Below are 13311 nucleotides of genomic sequence, written 5' to 3'. Positions count from 1 at the left end.
ATGAACTGGTCGTTCGAGTTCTTCCCCTTTTTCCCGCGCGAGGTGCTGATCGCGCTCGGCATCGCCTGCCTTCTTGTGCTCGCGCTCTCCGCCTGGCGGAACCGGCGCGGCCTGTTCCTGCGCGCGCTCGCGCTTGCGTGCCTCCTTCTCGCGCTCGCCAATCCCAATCTCAAGAACGAGGTGCGTCAGCCTTTGTCGAACATCGCCGTGGTGGTGGTGGACGAAAGCTCCAGCATGCAGCTTGCCGGTCGCGCCGACCGCGCCCGCGACATCGAAGCCGCGCTGAAGGAGAAATTCGCGGGAGTTCCCGATCTCGAAGTGCGCTGGGTCCATGCCACGCCGACCGATCAGCAAGGCGGCGAATCGACCGAGCTTTTCGCCGCGCTGGACAAGGCCATGGGCGACATCCCGCCGGGACGCGTGGCGGGGGCAGTGTTCATCACCGACGGGCAAATCCACGATGTGCCGCAGGACAAGGCGCGGCTCGGCTTCGATGCGCCGGTTCATGCGCTGATCGCGGGCGCGCCGAACGAAAAGGACAACCGCATCGAGGTGGTGTCCGCGCCGCGCTTCGGTCTCGTCGGCTCCGAGCAGACGGCCGAAATTCGCGCGGAGAAAAGCGGCAAGGACGGCTCAGGGCTTGCGACCATCCTGATACACCGCGCCTCAGGCCCGGTGGAGACCATCACCGCACCCTACGGCAAGACCGTGCCGATCAGGATGCGCTTCGACCGCGCCGGGCCGAACATCGTCGAAGTGGATCTGAAGCCGGAACCGGGCGAACTCACCACGATCAACAACAAGACGGTTATTCAGGCGCAGGGTGTGCGCGAGAATCTGCGCGTGCTGCTGGTGTCGGGCGAGCCGCATGCGGGCGAACGCACCTGGCGCAACCTGCTGCGCTCCGACGCGGCGGTCGACCTCGTGCATTTCACTATCCTTCGGCCGCCGGAAAAGCACGACGGCACGCCCATCGACCAGCTTTCGCTCATCGCCTTTCCGACGCGCGAGCTTTTTTCCGAGAAGCTGAACCAGTTCGATCTCATCATCTTCGACCGTTATCAACGCCGCGCCGTCCTGCCGATGATCTATCTCGACAACGTCGCGCGGTACGTCGAACAGGGCGGCGCTGTGCTGGTGGCGGCGGGAACGGATTACGCCTCGCCCGTGAGTCTGGCCCGGACGCCGCTTGGCGCGGTGCTGCCCGCGCGGCCCACGGGCCGCGTGGTGGAGGAGCCGTTCCGCCCGGCGATCACGAAGGAAGGCGAGAAGCATCCGGTCACGGCCCGGCTTCCCGGCGCACCGCAGAAGGACGGGCAGGAGCCGAAATGGGGCCACTGGTTCCGCGTGGTGGACAGTCATGCCGAGCGCGGCGAGGTGGTGATGAGCGGCGCGGAAGGCAAGCCGCTGCTCGTACTCGACCGGCGCGGCGAGGGCCGCGTGGCGCTGCTGCTGTCCGATCACGCCTGGCTCTGGGCGCGCGGCTATGAAGGCGGCGGCCCGCATGTCGATTTGCTGCGTCGCCTCGCGCACTGGCTGATGAAGGAGCCGGACCTCGAAGAAGAGGCGCTGGCCGCGCGCGCGGGCCGCAACGACATCACTGTCGAGCGCCGCACGATAAAGGGTGAAATCGGCGAGGCGACCCTGACGTTGCCTTCGGGCAAGGAAGTGAAGGTCGCGCTCGACGAAACCGCGCCGGGGCGCTTTTCCAAGACGGTTGCGACGAACGAGGCGGGCGTGCATCGCATCGCGATGGACGGGCTGACAGCAGTCGCCATCGCGGGCGACCTCAACGCGCCCGAATTTCGCAAGGTGATCGCCACCGACGAGCCGATGCGGCCGATCCTCGACAAGTCGGGCGGCGGCGCTTTTTACCTCGGCGGCACGATGGATGCCCCCGCGAAGGACGTGCCCTCTATATCGGTTGTGAAGTCAGGCCATCGATTCGCGGGCGGCACATGGATGGGGCTCAAGTCGCAGGACGCGTTCGAGGTCAAGGCCGTGTCCTATACGCCTCTCATGGCAGGCTTCGCCGCGCTCGGGTTCGTACTCGGCCTGCTTGCGCTGACCTGGTATCGCGAAGGGCGTTAGGCTGCTCCACCGGCGCCTTATTTTTTCGAGCGGCGTCTGGCGGCAAGCCGGGCCATCTGTATCTTGATGACATCCGGCTCGATGTCCTCGCGGTCGAAGGTGTCGGCGCCATACCAGTCGACCAGATCGTCGTGCTCCTCGTGCGAGGGATCGGCGAGAGCTTCGAGGAAGGCCTCGAAACCGGGAGCGCCGCCGACGTCCTCCGGGGGCCTGCGCCACTGTCCGGCGATGAAAGCGGGCAGGCGAGAGTCCGAGGGGGCCTCGAACAAAGAGACGACTTCGATATGGTGCTCCCAATTGTCGCCCATGTCGTAGGTATAGAGCAACTCCGCTATCCCCTCGTCGCGCAACTTGACCAGACGCGCGGTCGTAGCGTCCTTGATGTCGTCATCGCCATCGAGCGGCAGCCCGTACCGCCGGTCTCCGACCTCGAACTCCCACAGATGGCTGTTGTGCCACAGGAAGGCGGCCTGAATGGTGTCGTGCAGCCCCTTGAAGGTCATCGACAGCGGCACCTCGACTTCGCGCCACGGCGCGGGGTCGAGATCGAGCAGCGTGATCTTCAGGCGGGCGGAATCGGGAACGGCGGTTGTCGTCATTGGCACCCCATCAAAACACCTACTCCGCCGCGACGCGCGCCTTGTGCTTGGCTTGGAACGCGTCGATCCGCGCTTCCATCTCGTGGCGGAAATGCCTGATCAGGCCCTGCACCGGCCACGCGGCGGCATCGCCGAGCGCGCAGATGGTGTGCCCTTCGATCTGCTTCGAGACATCCCACAGCATATCGATCTCGGCGTGCTCCGCGCGGCCTTCGACCATGCGTTCCATCACGCGCCACATCCAGCCCGTGCCCTCGCGGCAGGGCGTACACTGGCCGCAACTTTCGTGCTTGTAGAAGTACGACAGGCGCGAGATGGCCTTCACGATGTCGGTTGACTTGTCCATGACGATCACCGCCGCCGTGCCGAGACCGGAGCCGACGTTGCGGAGGCTGTCGAAATCCATGCCGAGGTCGTTGCACATATGCGCGGGCACGCACGGCACCGACGAGCCGCCGGGGATGATGGCAAGCAGATTGTCCCAGCCGCCGCTAACGCCGCCCGCGTGCTTCTCAACGAGTTCGCGGAAGGAGATGCCCATTTCCTCTTCGACATTGCAGGGCCGCTCGACGTGGCCCGAGATGCAGAAGAGCTTGGTGCCCGTGTTGTTCGGCTTGCCGAGGCCTGCAAACCATGCCGCACCGCGCCGGAGGATGTCGGGCACAACGGCGATCGACTCGACATTGTTGACCGTCGTCGGCGCACCCCACAGGCCCGCATTGGCCGGGAACGGCGGCTTCAGGCGCGGCTGGCCCTTCTTGCCTTCGATGCTTTCCAGGAGCGCCGTTTCCTCGCCGCAGATATAGGCGCCCGCGCCATGGTGGACATAAATATCGCAGTCCCACCCATGGATGTTGTTCTTGCCAATGAGGCGCGCCTCGTAAGCCTGATCGATGGCCGCTTGCAGGCGCTCGCGCTCGCGGATGAATTCGCCGCGAATGTAGATGTAGACGACGTGCGCCTGCATCGCGAAAGCGCCGATGAGCGCGCCCTCGATGAGGAGGTGCGGATCGTGGCGGATGATTTCGCGGTCCTTGCAGGTGCCGGGCTCGGACTCGTCGGCGTTCACCACGAGGTAATGCGGGCGGTCGTCCGGCTTTTTGGGCATGAAAGACCATTTCATGCCGGTGGAGAAGCCCGCGCCGCCGCGACCGCGCAGCCCGCTCGCCTTCATCTCCTCGATGATCCAGTCCTGGCCCTTTTCGAGGAGCGCCTTCGTGTTGTCCCACGCGCCGCGCTCGCGCGCGCCCTTCAGGCCCCAGTCGTGCTGTCCGTAAAGGTTCTTGAAGATGCGGTCTTTATCGGAAAGCATGCTCAGTCCTTGTCCTTCGGCTCGGTTTCGCGTCCAGCCGCATCGGGGGCAGCGCCGCCCGGCGTATTCGTCTCGTCAAGAGCCTTCGCGGCAGTGAGCCACTGCGATGTCTTGCCCTTGAACCGAGGATAGCGCGTTTCGATCCACTCCACATCCTCGGCAGTGAGGCGGCCGACCTGCCCGTAACGGGTGATGCCGATGGCATTCAGCGCGTGCTGCGCGTCGGGATCGAGGTCTGCGAGCCTGGTAAAATCGTCGGGGTCGCCGTCCGGCCGCTCGAAGCGCGCGCGCTCTTCCTCGACGCGGCCGACATCGCCCGATTTTGCTTCGGGCGGCTGAACCGGCGATGCGGCTTCGACCGCGCCCTGTACCTCCGCCTGAGTCTGCGCTTCCTCTGCTGCGCGCTCCGGCTGCGGCTCCTGCTTCTCTTCGTCGCGGAAAAGAAGCGTCGTCGGGCCGCCTTCCGGGGCCGAGAACTGACGCCCTGTCTGCGGGCCGGGTTTCACGTCGCGGCCGCGCCGAAGCCCTGACAGCACGGCTTCGAAATTCTCCGGCGTCAGGTCTTCGTAATAGTCGTCATTGATTTGCACCATGGGCGCATTCACGCACGCGCCGAGGCATTCGACCTCGATCCATGAGAACACGCCTTCGGGCGTCACCTCGCGCTCGGCGCCGATCTCGCGCTTGCAGACCTTCTTGATGTCTTCCGCGCCGCGAAGCATGCACGGCGTCGTGCCGCACACCTGCACATGGTAGCGACCGACCGGCGACAGGTTGAACATCGAGTAGAAGGTCGCGATCTCGTACACCCGGATATAGGGCATGCCGAGAAGATCGCCGACATAGCGGATCGCGGGCTCCGGCAGCCAGCGGTCGTGCTGCTCCTGCGCGCGCCAGAGAAGCGGGATGACGGCGGCCTGATGGCGGCCTTCGGGGTATTTCTTGATCTGCTCTTTCGCCCACGCCAGATTTTCGGGCGTGAATTCGAAGTCGCTCGGCTGGTTCGGATCGAGGCGTCGGACGGACATGCGGGTTCCCAGAAGTTCTTGCTGGTTAATAACCGAGATACGCCGCTTTCGCCAGAGGTTAAGCGAGCGCATCCCGTAGGAATATCGACGGGTAAGCGCTCAGGATGGCAGCATGTTCGTGTATCCCAGTGCGACGAGCACGAGCGAGACGAGCGTCGTGAAGAAACTCGCCGCGAAACAGTAGGTGCCGCGCCGGAAAGAGCGGATGACGCGCAGAAGCGTCTCTTCCATCTCGTTTTCGCCGAGCGTCGAGAGAAGATGATAATTCGTCTTCGGATTTCTGATCGCGCTCCATCCGACCGACAGCGTCAGACAGCGAAGGTAGAAGAAGCAGGCGGCCACGATAAGCGTGGCGTTCAAGGCGAGCATCACGGCGTAAAGCGTGCGGTTCGGCGAGGCCGGATAGACGAGCGCGTTGAAGAAGTAGATGCAGACCGCGAACAGGATCGCGACGAATTGCAGGAGCGAGCCGGAATTGTTCTGGATGCGCCCGATTTCGAGGAGGTGAAGGCCGAGGCGCTCCGGGGAGGAAAAACCGTTGTCGGGCGCCGCGGCTGCTCGCTCCGTCACTGCCAGATCCGTCATTCGCCCCATCCCTCGAACTGCGCATTTGTCTTGACACTTAGCGCGGGCGGGACGCTCCGGCAATTGTTTCGAAAACGCTGTTGCCCGTCGATCCCGATCTGGTTGTTTCCGACGCGGGCATTCGAGGGGTGGGATGTGAAGATCGCATTTTTGCGCGAACCCGGCGCGTGCCGGAACGCAAGCCGTTCATGCAGGCGCAGAAGCGCTGGAGGTTGCAAACCCCACATAGCGCGCTTCCCCCGCCGCCGCGATCAGATATTCTGCATCGCCGTAAGCGCGGCCGCAAAGAAGATCGCCGCCTCGATCATGATATCCGGCGAGGGGGGCGCAATCCTGAGGCCGCGGCCATCGCCCCTGTCGCGCATATTGACGCGAAACTGGAAGATGAGCGAGATCAGCACCAGCGACAGGAACATGAAGACGACCGAAAACGGCCCGGCGTCGATGCCGAGTATGCCGGTAGACTTGGCAAACGCACCGAAGCCAGCGCCAATTACCGCCGCCAACACCCCGGCAATCACGTTCCACATCGCGCCGACCCCCTTTATTTATCGCGCATCGAAGCGCCGCCGCGCGCCCCGTCACCGACTCGTCGTCTAATTCGCCTCGAAGCACGCGTGCGACGCCGGTTTGCGCGCCGCAACAGCGATCAGCGGTCGATCTCGCCGAAAACGATATCGATGCTGCCGAGGATGGCCGCCACGTCCGCCAGCATGTGCCCCTTGCACAGAAAGTCCATCGCGGCGAGATGCGGGAAGCCGGGCGCGCGGATCTTGCAGCGATATGGCTGGTTGGTGCCGTCCGCCACGAGATAGACGCCGAACTCGCCCTTCGGTGCTTCGACGGCGGCGTAAACCTCGCCTTCCGGCACGCGAAAGCCTTCGGTATAAAGCTTGAAGTGATGGATGAGCGCCTCCATCGAGCGCTTCATCTCCTCGCGGCGCGGCGGCGCCACCTTGTTGTTCCGGATCAGCACCGGCCCCTTGCCGGCGGGCGAATTCATGCGTTCGATGCACTGCTTCATGATGCGGACGGACTGGCGCATTTCTTCCATGCGGATGAGATAGCGGTCCCAGTTGTCGCCGTTCTTGCCGATCGGGATGTCGAAGTCGAGATCGGCGTAGCATTCGTATGGCTGGCTCTTGCGCAAGTCCCAGGCAGCGCCGGAGCCGCGCAGCATCGTGCCGGTAAAGCCGTAGGCCATCGCATCTTCGAGGCTGACGACGCCGATATCCACCGTGCGCTGCTTGAAGATGCGGTTATCGGTCAGAAGCGTATCGAGGTCGCCCAGCACCTTGAGGAAGCTGTCGCACCACGCCTCGATATCGTCGACAAGCGCCTGCGGCAGATCCTGATGAACGCCGCCGGGCCGGAAATAATTGGCGTGAAGCCGCGAACCGCTCGCGCGCTCATAGAATACCATCAGCTTTTCGCGCTCTTCGAAGCCCCAAAGGGGCGGCGTCAGCGCGCCGAGGTCGAGCGCGAACGTGGTGACGTTCAGAAGATGGTTGAGGATGCGGCCGATTTCCGAATAGAGCACGCGGATAAGCTGGCCGCGAATCGGCGGCGTCACGCCGAGCAGCTTCTCGATCGCGAGGCAGAAAGCGTGCTCCTGATTCATCGGTGCGACGTAGTCGAGCCGGTCGAAATAGGGGATCGCCTGAAGATAGGTCTTGTGCTCGATCAGCTTCTCGGTGCCGCGATGGAGCAGTCCGATATGCGGATCGACGCGATGCACGACCTCGCCGTCGAGTTCGAGGATCAGCCGGAGCACGCCGTGCGCGGCCGGATGCTGCGGCCCGAAATTGATCGTGAAGTTACGGTTCTCCGGCGGACGCTCCTGGCTTTTCGTTTCCACCTTGTAGGCCTCGCTTACCGCGCCGCTGCCGTCAGCCATCTCTCTCAGCTCGTCTTGAAGTGGGGTTCTTAACCTGACACTTATGCAAGCCGCCGGGGCATCATGTCCAGCCCAAAAAACTTCATTAAAATATACTCCTGCGGACGGAGATATCTTAAATATATTTTTGTCGTAGACGGGAGAACACTGTGGCATGCCTCGCCAAGTCCTAAAGTCCCTGAGAACAAAACGCGGCGGCGATAGACTATAATTGGAGTTAGATTGCGGATATAAGGCGAAAACAAATAGACAGCGCTTTCCAACGTGCCGATCTCTGGATGAGAGAGGCCCGGCGTGTTCTTTTTGCTTGGCCACAGGTCGTAGGTAAAAATGAAGAACTTGCCGTCTGCCAGCTTGCAGAGGCGCGAAAGAAAGCGCTGCGGATCGTCCAGCCAGTTGATCAAGCCTAATGCTGTCAGCACGTTATACGGCGCATCAGGAAGCGCGAACGCCGATTGGTTGAAATCCGCGACATAAGTGCCGGGGATGGCATCAACGCAATCAACAGGGACATATCCGACTCCTGCCGGCAAGACCTGTTTGAACGATTGCGAACCGGCACCGAGGTCGCAGACGACATCTCCGGCACGGAGGAGACGAGCCGCAAAAATGCTTCTGTCATGCCAGCTTTGACGATGTCGGCTTTGCGGCCCCCAGCCCGTGTTTTTCGGCATGCTCGTTTCGCCAATCGCCATCACACCCTCCAAGCCCGCAACAATGACGTTCTAAGGGGCCAGAGCGGAAATGTAAACAAGATGGAAACTTCAGCCTTTCAGCGTTATACAGGCCAACGCCTTGGCGAAACATCTCATCGCACGTCTTTTGTCGCCTTCTCGTCGCCCGGGAGCGGATAGTCCGCCCCTTCCCACGGCGAGAGGAAGTCGAAGCTGCGGAATTCCTGCGGAAGCTTCACCGGCTCGTAGACGACGCGCTTCTGCTCTTCGTCGTAGCGCACTTCGACAAAACCGGTAAGGGGGAAGTCCTTGCGCAGCGGATGGCCGCGGAAACCGTAGTCGGTGAGGATGCGTCGAAGGTCGGGATGGCCTTCGAACAGGATGCCGTAGAGATCGTAGGCTTCGCGCTCGAACCAGTTCGCGGCGGGAAACACCCCGACGAGGCTCGGCACCGGAGAAGCCGCATCAGTTGCGGTTTTCAGCCTCACGCGCAAATTCTGGTAGACGCTCAGGAAGTGGTAGACCACCTCGAAGCGCTCGGATCGCTCCGGGTAATCCGCGCCGCAGATGTCGATAAGGATGGTGAAGCGCCACGCGGGATCGTCGCGCAGGAACTCGGCGATGGCGGGAATGCCGGCGCGATCCACGATCGCCGTCAACTCGCCGAACGCGAACCGCGTCTCCGTGACGCCTTCGGGGAAAGCGCCTTTCAGGGCTTCGGCCAGCGCTTCGAGCTTCGCCGTGTTCGTCATCGATTCGCCTATCGTTCAATCGTGCCGGTGCGGCGGATTTTCTTCTGAAGCAGCATGATGCCGTAAAGCAGCGCTTCGGCCGACGGCGGGCAGCCGGGAATGTAGACATCCACCGGCACGATGCGGTCGCAGCCGCGCACCACCGAATAGGAATAGTGATAATAGCCGCCGCCATTGGCGCAGGAGCCCATCGAGATCACGTAGCGCGGCTCCGGCATCTGGTCGTAGACCTTACGGAGCGCGGGCGCCATCTTGTTGCACAGCGTGCCCGCCACGATCATCAGATCGGACTGGCGCGGGCTTGCACGCGGAGCCGTGCCGAAACGCTCCAGATCGTAGCGCGGCATCGACACCTGGATCATTTCCACGGCACAGCAGGCGAGGCCGAACGTCATCCACATGAGCGAGCCGGTGCGCGCCCAGTTGATGACGTCTTCCGTGCTTGTGACGAGGAACCCCTTGTCCGCAAGCTGCGCGTTCAATCCGTCGAAATCGACGGCCGCTCCGGCTTGGGCGCGACCGGGCGTGTCATAAAAGGGCTGGGGAAATCCGGGCGTGATCATCGATCCAACGTTGAGCGCTTAACCATGAGCGATATATGGCGAGATGGAGGCAAACGCCAAGCGGTTTTTGACACAAGGCGAAATGACGCGGCGGCTCAGTCCCAGTCGAGGGCGCCCTTCTTCCATTCGTAGATGAAGCCGATGGTGAGCACCGCAAGAAACACCATCATCGCCCAGAAACCGGCGACACCGGCCTCCTTGAACGCGACCGCCCAAGGGAACAGGAAGGCCACTTCGAGGTCGAAGATAATGAACAGGATCGCCACCAGATAGAACCGCACGTCAAACTTCATGCGCGCGTCGTCGAAAGCCGGGAAGCCGCATTCATACGCGGCGACCTTCTCCGGGTCCGGGTTGTTCGGTGCGACAAAAAACGGCGCGACGAGCAGGCCAAGCCCGATGATGAGCGAAACGCCAAGGAAGATGACAAGCGGAAAATATTGCTGAAGCAGTTCGGTCATGAGGGCTCGTTCGCGGATAAGGAGCGGCTGCGCTTTCGCTACGTTTCTCCTTTTTGCACGATTTTCGCACTGTGCGCAACGGCGGTTCGTCGATCCGTCAGGCGGCCTTCTCCTGATTGCGAAGACGAAGATCGCGGCCCCGCTCCGCCAGTCGCTTAACCGTCGAGATGAAACAATCGCTTTTCAGCGGTTTGGCCATATACCCGTCCGCCCCTGCGGACGCGTGATATGCTTCAGCTCCCTTCATCGCATCGGCGGTGAGCGACAGGATCGGGATGTCCCGCTTCCAGTCGAGCCGGTGACGGATGATCCTGATGGCTTCGACGCCATTCATGATGGGCATCTGGCTATCCATGATAATGAGATCGTAATCGCGCTTTTCGAGCTTCAGGAGCACCTGCTGACCGTTCTCGGCCGAGTGAGTCTCGCATCCGGCCGCTTGCAGAAGCGCGAGCGCAAGCTTGAGATTGATCGGGTGGTCTTCCGCAACGAGCACGTCGTAGACGCACGGCGTGAGTCGCGCCGACTCCTCCGCGCCCGCGCCGCCCAGCGCGGCGGGTAATTGCGCCTGATCGTTGTCGAGCCAGAGCGGCAGCCACACCCGGAACGTCGCCCCTTGTCCGCGCTCGCTCGCGACCGTGATTGTGCCCCCCATCAGTTCGGTGAGTTCCTTCGCGATGGCAAGGCCGAGGCCGCTGCCCTGAACCTTGCCGGAGCAAAGGTTATCGTCCTGATAGAAGCGATTGAAAATCTTGCGAACCCGATCGGCGGCGATGCCAGGCCCCGTATCGCTGACGGTAAGGGCCAACCCATTGTCATCGCCCGCGATCGATAGCGTCACCTCGCCCGTTTCGGTGAACTTGATCGCGTTGCCGAGCAGGTTGACGAGGATCTGGCGAATACGCTCCGCGTCGCCGATGGCGATCGTCTGCGACGGCAGGGAACTGCAAATCTTCAAGCCGAGCGCCTTTTCCTCGGCCAGCGCCTGAAGCGAGCGCGCAGCGGAAATCAGCTCATTCAGCTTGAACGGCGCGCTCTGGATTTCGAGCGTGCCACGCTCGATCTTGCCGAGATCGAGGATCTCGTCGATGAGCGACATGAGCGACTTGGACGACGATTGGATCAGCGTCGCGTAGTCGCGCTGCGTGTCGCTCAAATTGCCCTGAAGCAGCAGCTCGTTGAAGCCGATGATGCCGTTCATGGGCGTCCGCATTTCATGGCTCATGTTCGTGAGGAACTGGCTTTTCGCCCTGTCGGCCGACTCGGCGCGCACGCGCGCGTCCTCAAGCTCGGCCTGTTGACGTTTCAGCGAGCTGATATCGGTCCATATGCGAACGGTTTCGTTGTTCTCCATCCGCTTGTGGCGACGCGACATCCAGCAGCCGTTGGCGAACCGCATGTGCATTTCTGAAAAAGCGTGTCTGGAGGCCGCAAGCTGACGGTCGAGCCAGCGCTGGGGACTTTCATCGCCGATATCGATCAACCCTTCCGCTAGCGTGCTTCGCAACAATTCTTCGAACGACGCTCCAGGGCCGAGAGCGTCTTCGATGCCTTCATGAAGCTTGCTGAACGCCTCGTTGGCGATGAGCAGTCGATCGTTTTCATCGTAAATGGCAAATCCGTCCGAGATGGCCTCGACCGCGGCGCGCAAGCGTCCCTCGGCCTTGCTGCTTCCGAGCACGGCCCTGGTGACATCGCAATCCCTGCCGACGCAAAAAGTTATGTCGCGCTGGATGGCGACGAACCCGCGAATACGCGCGTCCGCGTCCAGAAGCGGCATCACTTCGAGGTCGAACCAGACGGGAACGCCCCGTCTTTCGCCCAGAACCTGCGTCTTGACCGGCTCTTGCGCTTCGAGCGCATGCAGAAGCGCGGCCGCCACCGCATTGCTGTTCATGCCGGGCGACAGCAGCAGCGACGATGGTGTGCGCGCGGCAATTTCGTGCGGGGGAACTCCGGTGAGCCGCGCGAAGCCCGCGTTGGCCCAGAGGAATTTGCCTGTCTCGTCCGTCACGACGACAGCATCTTGCATGCTGTCATCCGGCGGAGCGCACAGGTCTTCCCTTGCAAGGGTTTGCAGGATCATCACCTCTCGAAATCCATACAGGAGAGTTGAACAACTCGGTGAGCTATCAGACGCTATAAACCGATAAGCCCGATCAATTACGCATCAAACTGCGCGCTTGCGCGTCAGGGTCAAGTGAAATGCCGTAGAGGGATAAGCCACTGCTTTCACGCTGCTAAGACCCGCGGTTCAATTTGAATAAACCGCGACGCGGCAACACGATAACTCATTGAAGAAAAACAAGTTATCCCGATGAAATAAGGACATATTCCATGTGGAGCAAGATGGAGCGAGGCAGGCGAACTGGCACGATTTGACCCGGCCCAGACAGGCAGTCGGCAGACGAACGCCTTTTCTTCGCCGGTGCAGGGGAAAACGGCATCACTGAGACGCGAGTTCTTTGCTACGGTTCAAGACAGCGTCACAATGCCGGGTGTCCGGCGTTCGAGGTGCGAATCCTTTATGCGGCATTGATCGAGGCAGGCAAGGCCGCCTTCACCCAAACGCACACGGTCCTCCTGACGACGGCTGCCGGGGTGATCGCGATGCTGGCGGTCGTGGTATTCCTCACCCTCGCCGGGTATCGTAGCCTTTCCCGTGCGTCATCATTGACAGCCTTTTCCAGAGTATAGGACATGCAGATCATTGAGACCGAGCGCCTGATCCTCAGGCCGTTCCGGGAGGGCGATGCAGCGGACCTCTTCGCTTATCTGCGCGCGCCTACCGCCCCCTGCTTCCTCTCGCTCAAGCTCGCAGACCTGGCTGAGGCGGAGATCGAGGTCAGGAAACGCGCCCTCGACGAGGGCTGCGTGGCGATATGCCTGAAGCAGGCCGGTCAGGTCATCGGCGATCTGTTCGGCGGCGCCGGAGAAGATGAGGAAGACGAGACGGCCTCGGTCGGCTGGAACCTCAATCCGCAATTCGGTGGTCGCGGATATGCGTTCGAAGCTGCAAGGGCCCTGCTCGACCATCTTTTCCGGGCAAAGGGATTTCGCCGGCTTTATGCCTATGTCGAAGACCACAACAAGCCCTCGCAGCGCCTCTGCGAAAAGCTGGGCATGCGCCGGGAAGGTGTGTTCGTCGAGTTCGTATCGTTCACCAAGGACGATGCGGGCAATCCGATCTACGAAAACACCATGCAATACGCCATCCTGCGCCGCGAGTGGATGTCTGGTGCATCAGCAATTTGGCAACCGCTTGGCAAGACCGGCGTCGCAGGCGCCGAGACGTCGGGCGATGGCGTATAAACGGCGGTGGAGCCCTCCGAGGCAAATCGAGTCGGTT

At 62.0% G+C, this 13311-nt stretch carries 14 protein-coding genes; 3 read left to right on the top strand and 11 right to left on the bottom strand.

Annotated features, from left to right (window positions below; all coding sequences use genetic code 11):
• Window positions 1–2091 carry a hypothetical protein gene (locus tag KKP04_RS07320; RefSeq protein WP_215028574.1) on the top strand — a complete coding sequence of 697 codons (2091 nt, stop codon included), beginning with the start codon at window positions 1–3 and terminating at the stop codon, window positions 2089–2091.
• Between the two features lie 17 nt (window positions 2092–2108).
• Here KKP04_RS07320 and KKP04_RS07315 read toward each other — a convergent pair whose 3' ends face one another.
• The 11 genes from KKP04_RS07315 to KKP04_RS07265 all read right to left on the bottom strand — a co-directional run bounded on the left by KKP04_RS07315 (window position 2109) and on the right by KKP04_RS07265 (window position 11994).
• Window positions 2109–2690, bottom strand: a complete 582-nt coding sequence (locus KKP04_RS07315; RefSeq protein WP_215028572.1) for a plasmid pRiA4b ORF-3 family protein — start codon at window positions 2688–2690, stop codon at window positions 2109–2111.
• A 19-nt stretch (window positions 2691–2709) separates the two neighbouring features.
• The gene (gene nuoF / locus KKP04_RS07310) at window positions 2710–4002 is read right to left on the bottom strand and encodes an NADH-quinone oxidoreductase subunit NuoF (RefSeq protein ID WP_215028570.1); all 1293 of its coding nucleotides are present in this window, start codon (window positions 4000–4002) and stop codon (window positions 2710–2712) included.
• Window positions 4003–4004: 2 nt separating this feature from the next.
• On the bottom strand, window positions 4005–5030 hold the full coding sequence (gene nuoE / locus KKP04_RS07305) for an NADH-quinone oxidoreductase subunit NuoE (RefSeq protein ID WP_215028568.1): 1026 nt from the start codon (window positions 5028–5030) through the stop codon (window positions 4005–4007).
• A 99-nt stretch (window positions 5031–5129) separates the two neighbouring features.
• Entirely contained in the window at window positions 5130–5615 is a 486-nt protein-coding gene (locus KKP04_RS07300) for a hypothetical protein (protein WP_215028566.1), read from the bottom strand.
• Between the two features lie 251 nt (window positions 5616–5866).
• Window positions 5867–6145, bottom strand: a complete 279-nt coding sequence (locus tag KKP04_RS07295; protein WP_215028563.1) for a hypothetical protein — start codon at window positions 6143–6145, stop codon at window positions 5867–5869.
• A 119-nt stretch (window positions 6146–6264) separates the two neighbouring features.
• The gene (locus tag KKP04_RS07290) at window positions 6265–7512 is read right to left on the bottom strand and encodes an NADH-quinone oxidoreductase subunit D (protein ID WP_251133961.1); all 1248 of its coding nucleotides are present in this window, start codon (window positions 7510–7512) and stop codon (window positions 6265–6267) included.
• Window positions 7513–7553: 41 nt separating this feature from the next.
• Window positions 7554–8207: a class I SAM-dependent methyltransferase gene (locus KKP04_RS07285; protein ID WP_215028561.1), complete on the bottom strand. Its 654-nt coding sequence runs from the start codon at window positions 8205–8207 to the stop codon at window positions 7554–7556.
• 113 nt (window positions 8208–8320) lie between these two features.
• Window positions 8321–8938: an NADH-quinone oxidoreductase subunit C gene (locus KKP04_RS07280; protein ID WP_215028560.1), complete on the bottom strand. Its 618-nt coding sequence runs from the start codon at window positions 8936–8938 to the stop codon at window positions 8321–8323.
• An 8-nt stretch (window positions 8939–8946) separates the two neighbouring features.
• Window positions 8947–9501, bottom strand: a complete 555-nt coding sequence (locus tag KKP04_RS07275) for an NADH-quinone oxidoreductase subunit B family protein (RefSeq protein WP_251133960.1) — start codon at window positions 9499–9501, stop codon at window positions 8947–8949.
• Window positions 9502–9596: 95 nt separating this feature from the next.
• Window positions 9597–9962 (bottom strand): NADH-quinone oxidoreductase subunit A, encoded by a 366-nt coding sequence (locus KKP04_RS07270; RefSeq protein WP_215028558.1) that lies wholly within the window; start codon window positions 9960–9962, stop codon window positions 9597–9599.
• 97 nt (window positions 9963–10059) lie between these two features.
• Window positions 10060–11994: an ATP-binding protein gene (locus KKP04_RS07265; protein ID WP_215028556.1), complete on the bottom strand. Its 1935-nt coding sequence runs from the start codon at window positions 11992–11994 to the stop codon at window positions 10060–10062.
• Window positions 11995–12476: 482 nt separating this feature from the next.
• Here KKP04_RS07265 and KKP04_RS07260 point away from each other — a divergent pair, with 482 nt between their 5' ends.
• Together KKP04_RS07260 and KKP04_RS07255 are read left to right on the top strand one after the other, a co-directional pair.
• Window positions 12477–12659 carry a hypothetical protein gene (locus KKP04_RS07260; RefSeq protein WP_215028554.1) on the top strand — a complete coding sequence of 61 codons (183 nt, stop codon included), beginning with the start codon at window positions 12477–12479 and terminating at the stop codon, window positions 12657–12659.
• 3 nt (window positions 12660–12662) lie between these two features.
• Window positions 12663–13274: a GNAT family N-acetyltransferase gene (locus KKP04_RS07255; protein ID WP_215028552.1), complete on the top strand. Its 612-nt coding sequence runs from the start codon at window positions 12663–12665 to the stop codon at window positions 13272–13274.
• The last annotated feature ends 37 nt before the right edge of the window (window positions 13275–13311 follow it).

Origin of the sequence: Rhodomicrobium sp. Az07 (genome assembly GCF_018619475.1) — a bacterium.
GTDB lineage: Bacteria > Pseudomonadota > Alphaproteobacteria > Rhizobiales > Rhodomicrobiaceae > Rhodomicrobium.
Note: the sequence above shows the minus strand (reverse complement) of the source record. Positions and strands in the feature narration are given on the sequence as shown.

Excerpts from the sequence above, each read along its gene's own strand:
- KKP04_RS07320 (WP_215028574.1), top strand. The coding sequence starts at position 1 with ATGAACTGGTCGTTCGAGTTCTTCCCCTTTTTCCCGCGCGAGGTGCTG.
- KKP04_RS07315 (WP_215028572.1), bottom strand. The coding sequence starts at position 2,690 with ATGACGACAACCGCCGTTCCCGATTCCGCCCGCCTGAAGATCACGCTG.
- nuoF (WP_215028570.1), bottom strand. The coding sequence starts at position 4,002 with ATGCTTTCCGATAAAGACCGCATCTTCAAGAACCTTTACGGACAGCAC.
- nuoE (WP_215028568.1), bottom strand. The coding sequence starts at position 5,030 with ATGTCCGTCCGACGCCTCGATCCGAACCAGCCGAGCGACTTCGAATTC.
- KKP04_RS07300 (WP_215028566.1), bottom strand. The coding sequence starts at position 5,615 with ATGACGGATCTGGCAGTGACGGAGCGAGCAGCCGCGGCGCCCGACAAC.
- KKP04_RS07295 (WP_215028563.1), bottom strand. The coding sequence starts at position 6,145 with ATGTGGAACGTGATTGCCGGGGTGTTGGCGGCGGTAATTGGCGCTGGC.
- KKP04_RS07290 (WP_251133961.1), bottom strand. The coding sequence starts at position 7,512 with ATGGCTGACGGCAGCGGCGCGGTAAGCGAGGCCTACAAGGTGGAAACG.
- KKP04_RS07285 (WP_215028561.1), bottom strand. The coding sequence starts at position 8,207 with ATGGCGATTGGCGAAACGAGCATGCCGAAAAACACGGGCTGGGGGCCG.
- KKP04_RS07280 (WP_215028560.1), bottom strand. The coding sequence starts at position 8,938 with ATGACGAACACGGCGAAGCTCGAAGCGCTGGCCGAAGCCCTGAAAGGC.
- KKP04_RS07275 (WP_251133960.1), bottom strand. The coding sequence starts at position 9,501 with ATGATCACGCCCGGATTTCCCCAGCCCTTTTATGACACGCCCGGTCGC.
- KKP04_RS07270 (WP_215028558.1), bottom strand. The coding sequence starts at position 9,962 with ATGACCGAACTGCTTCAGCAATATTTTCCGCTTGTCATCTTCCTTGGC.
- KKP04_RS07265 (WP_215028556.1), bottom strand. The coding sequence starts at position 11,994 with ATGCAAGATGCTGTCGTCGTGACGGACGAGACAGGCAAATTCCTCTGG.
- KKP04_RS07255 (WP_215028552.1), top strand. The coding sequence starts at position 12,663 with ATGCAGATCATTGAGACCGAGCGCCTGATCCTCAGGCCGTTCCGGGAG.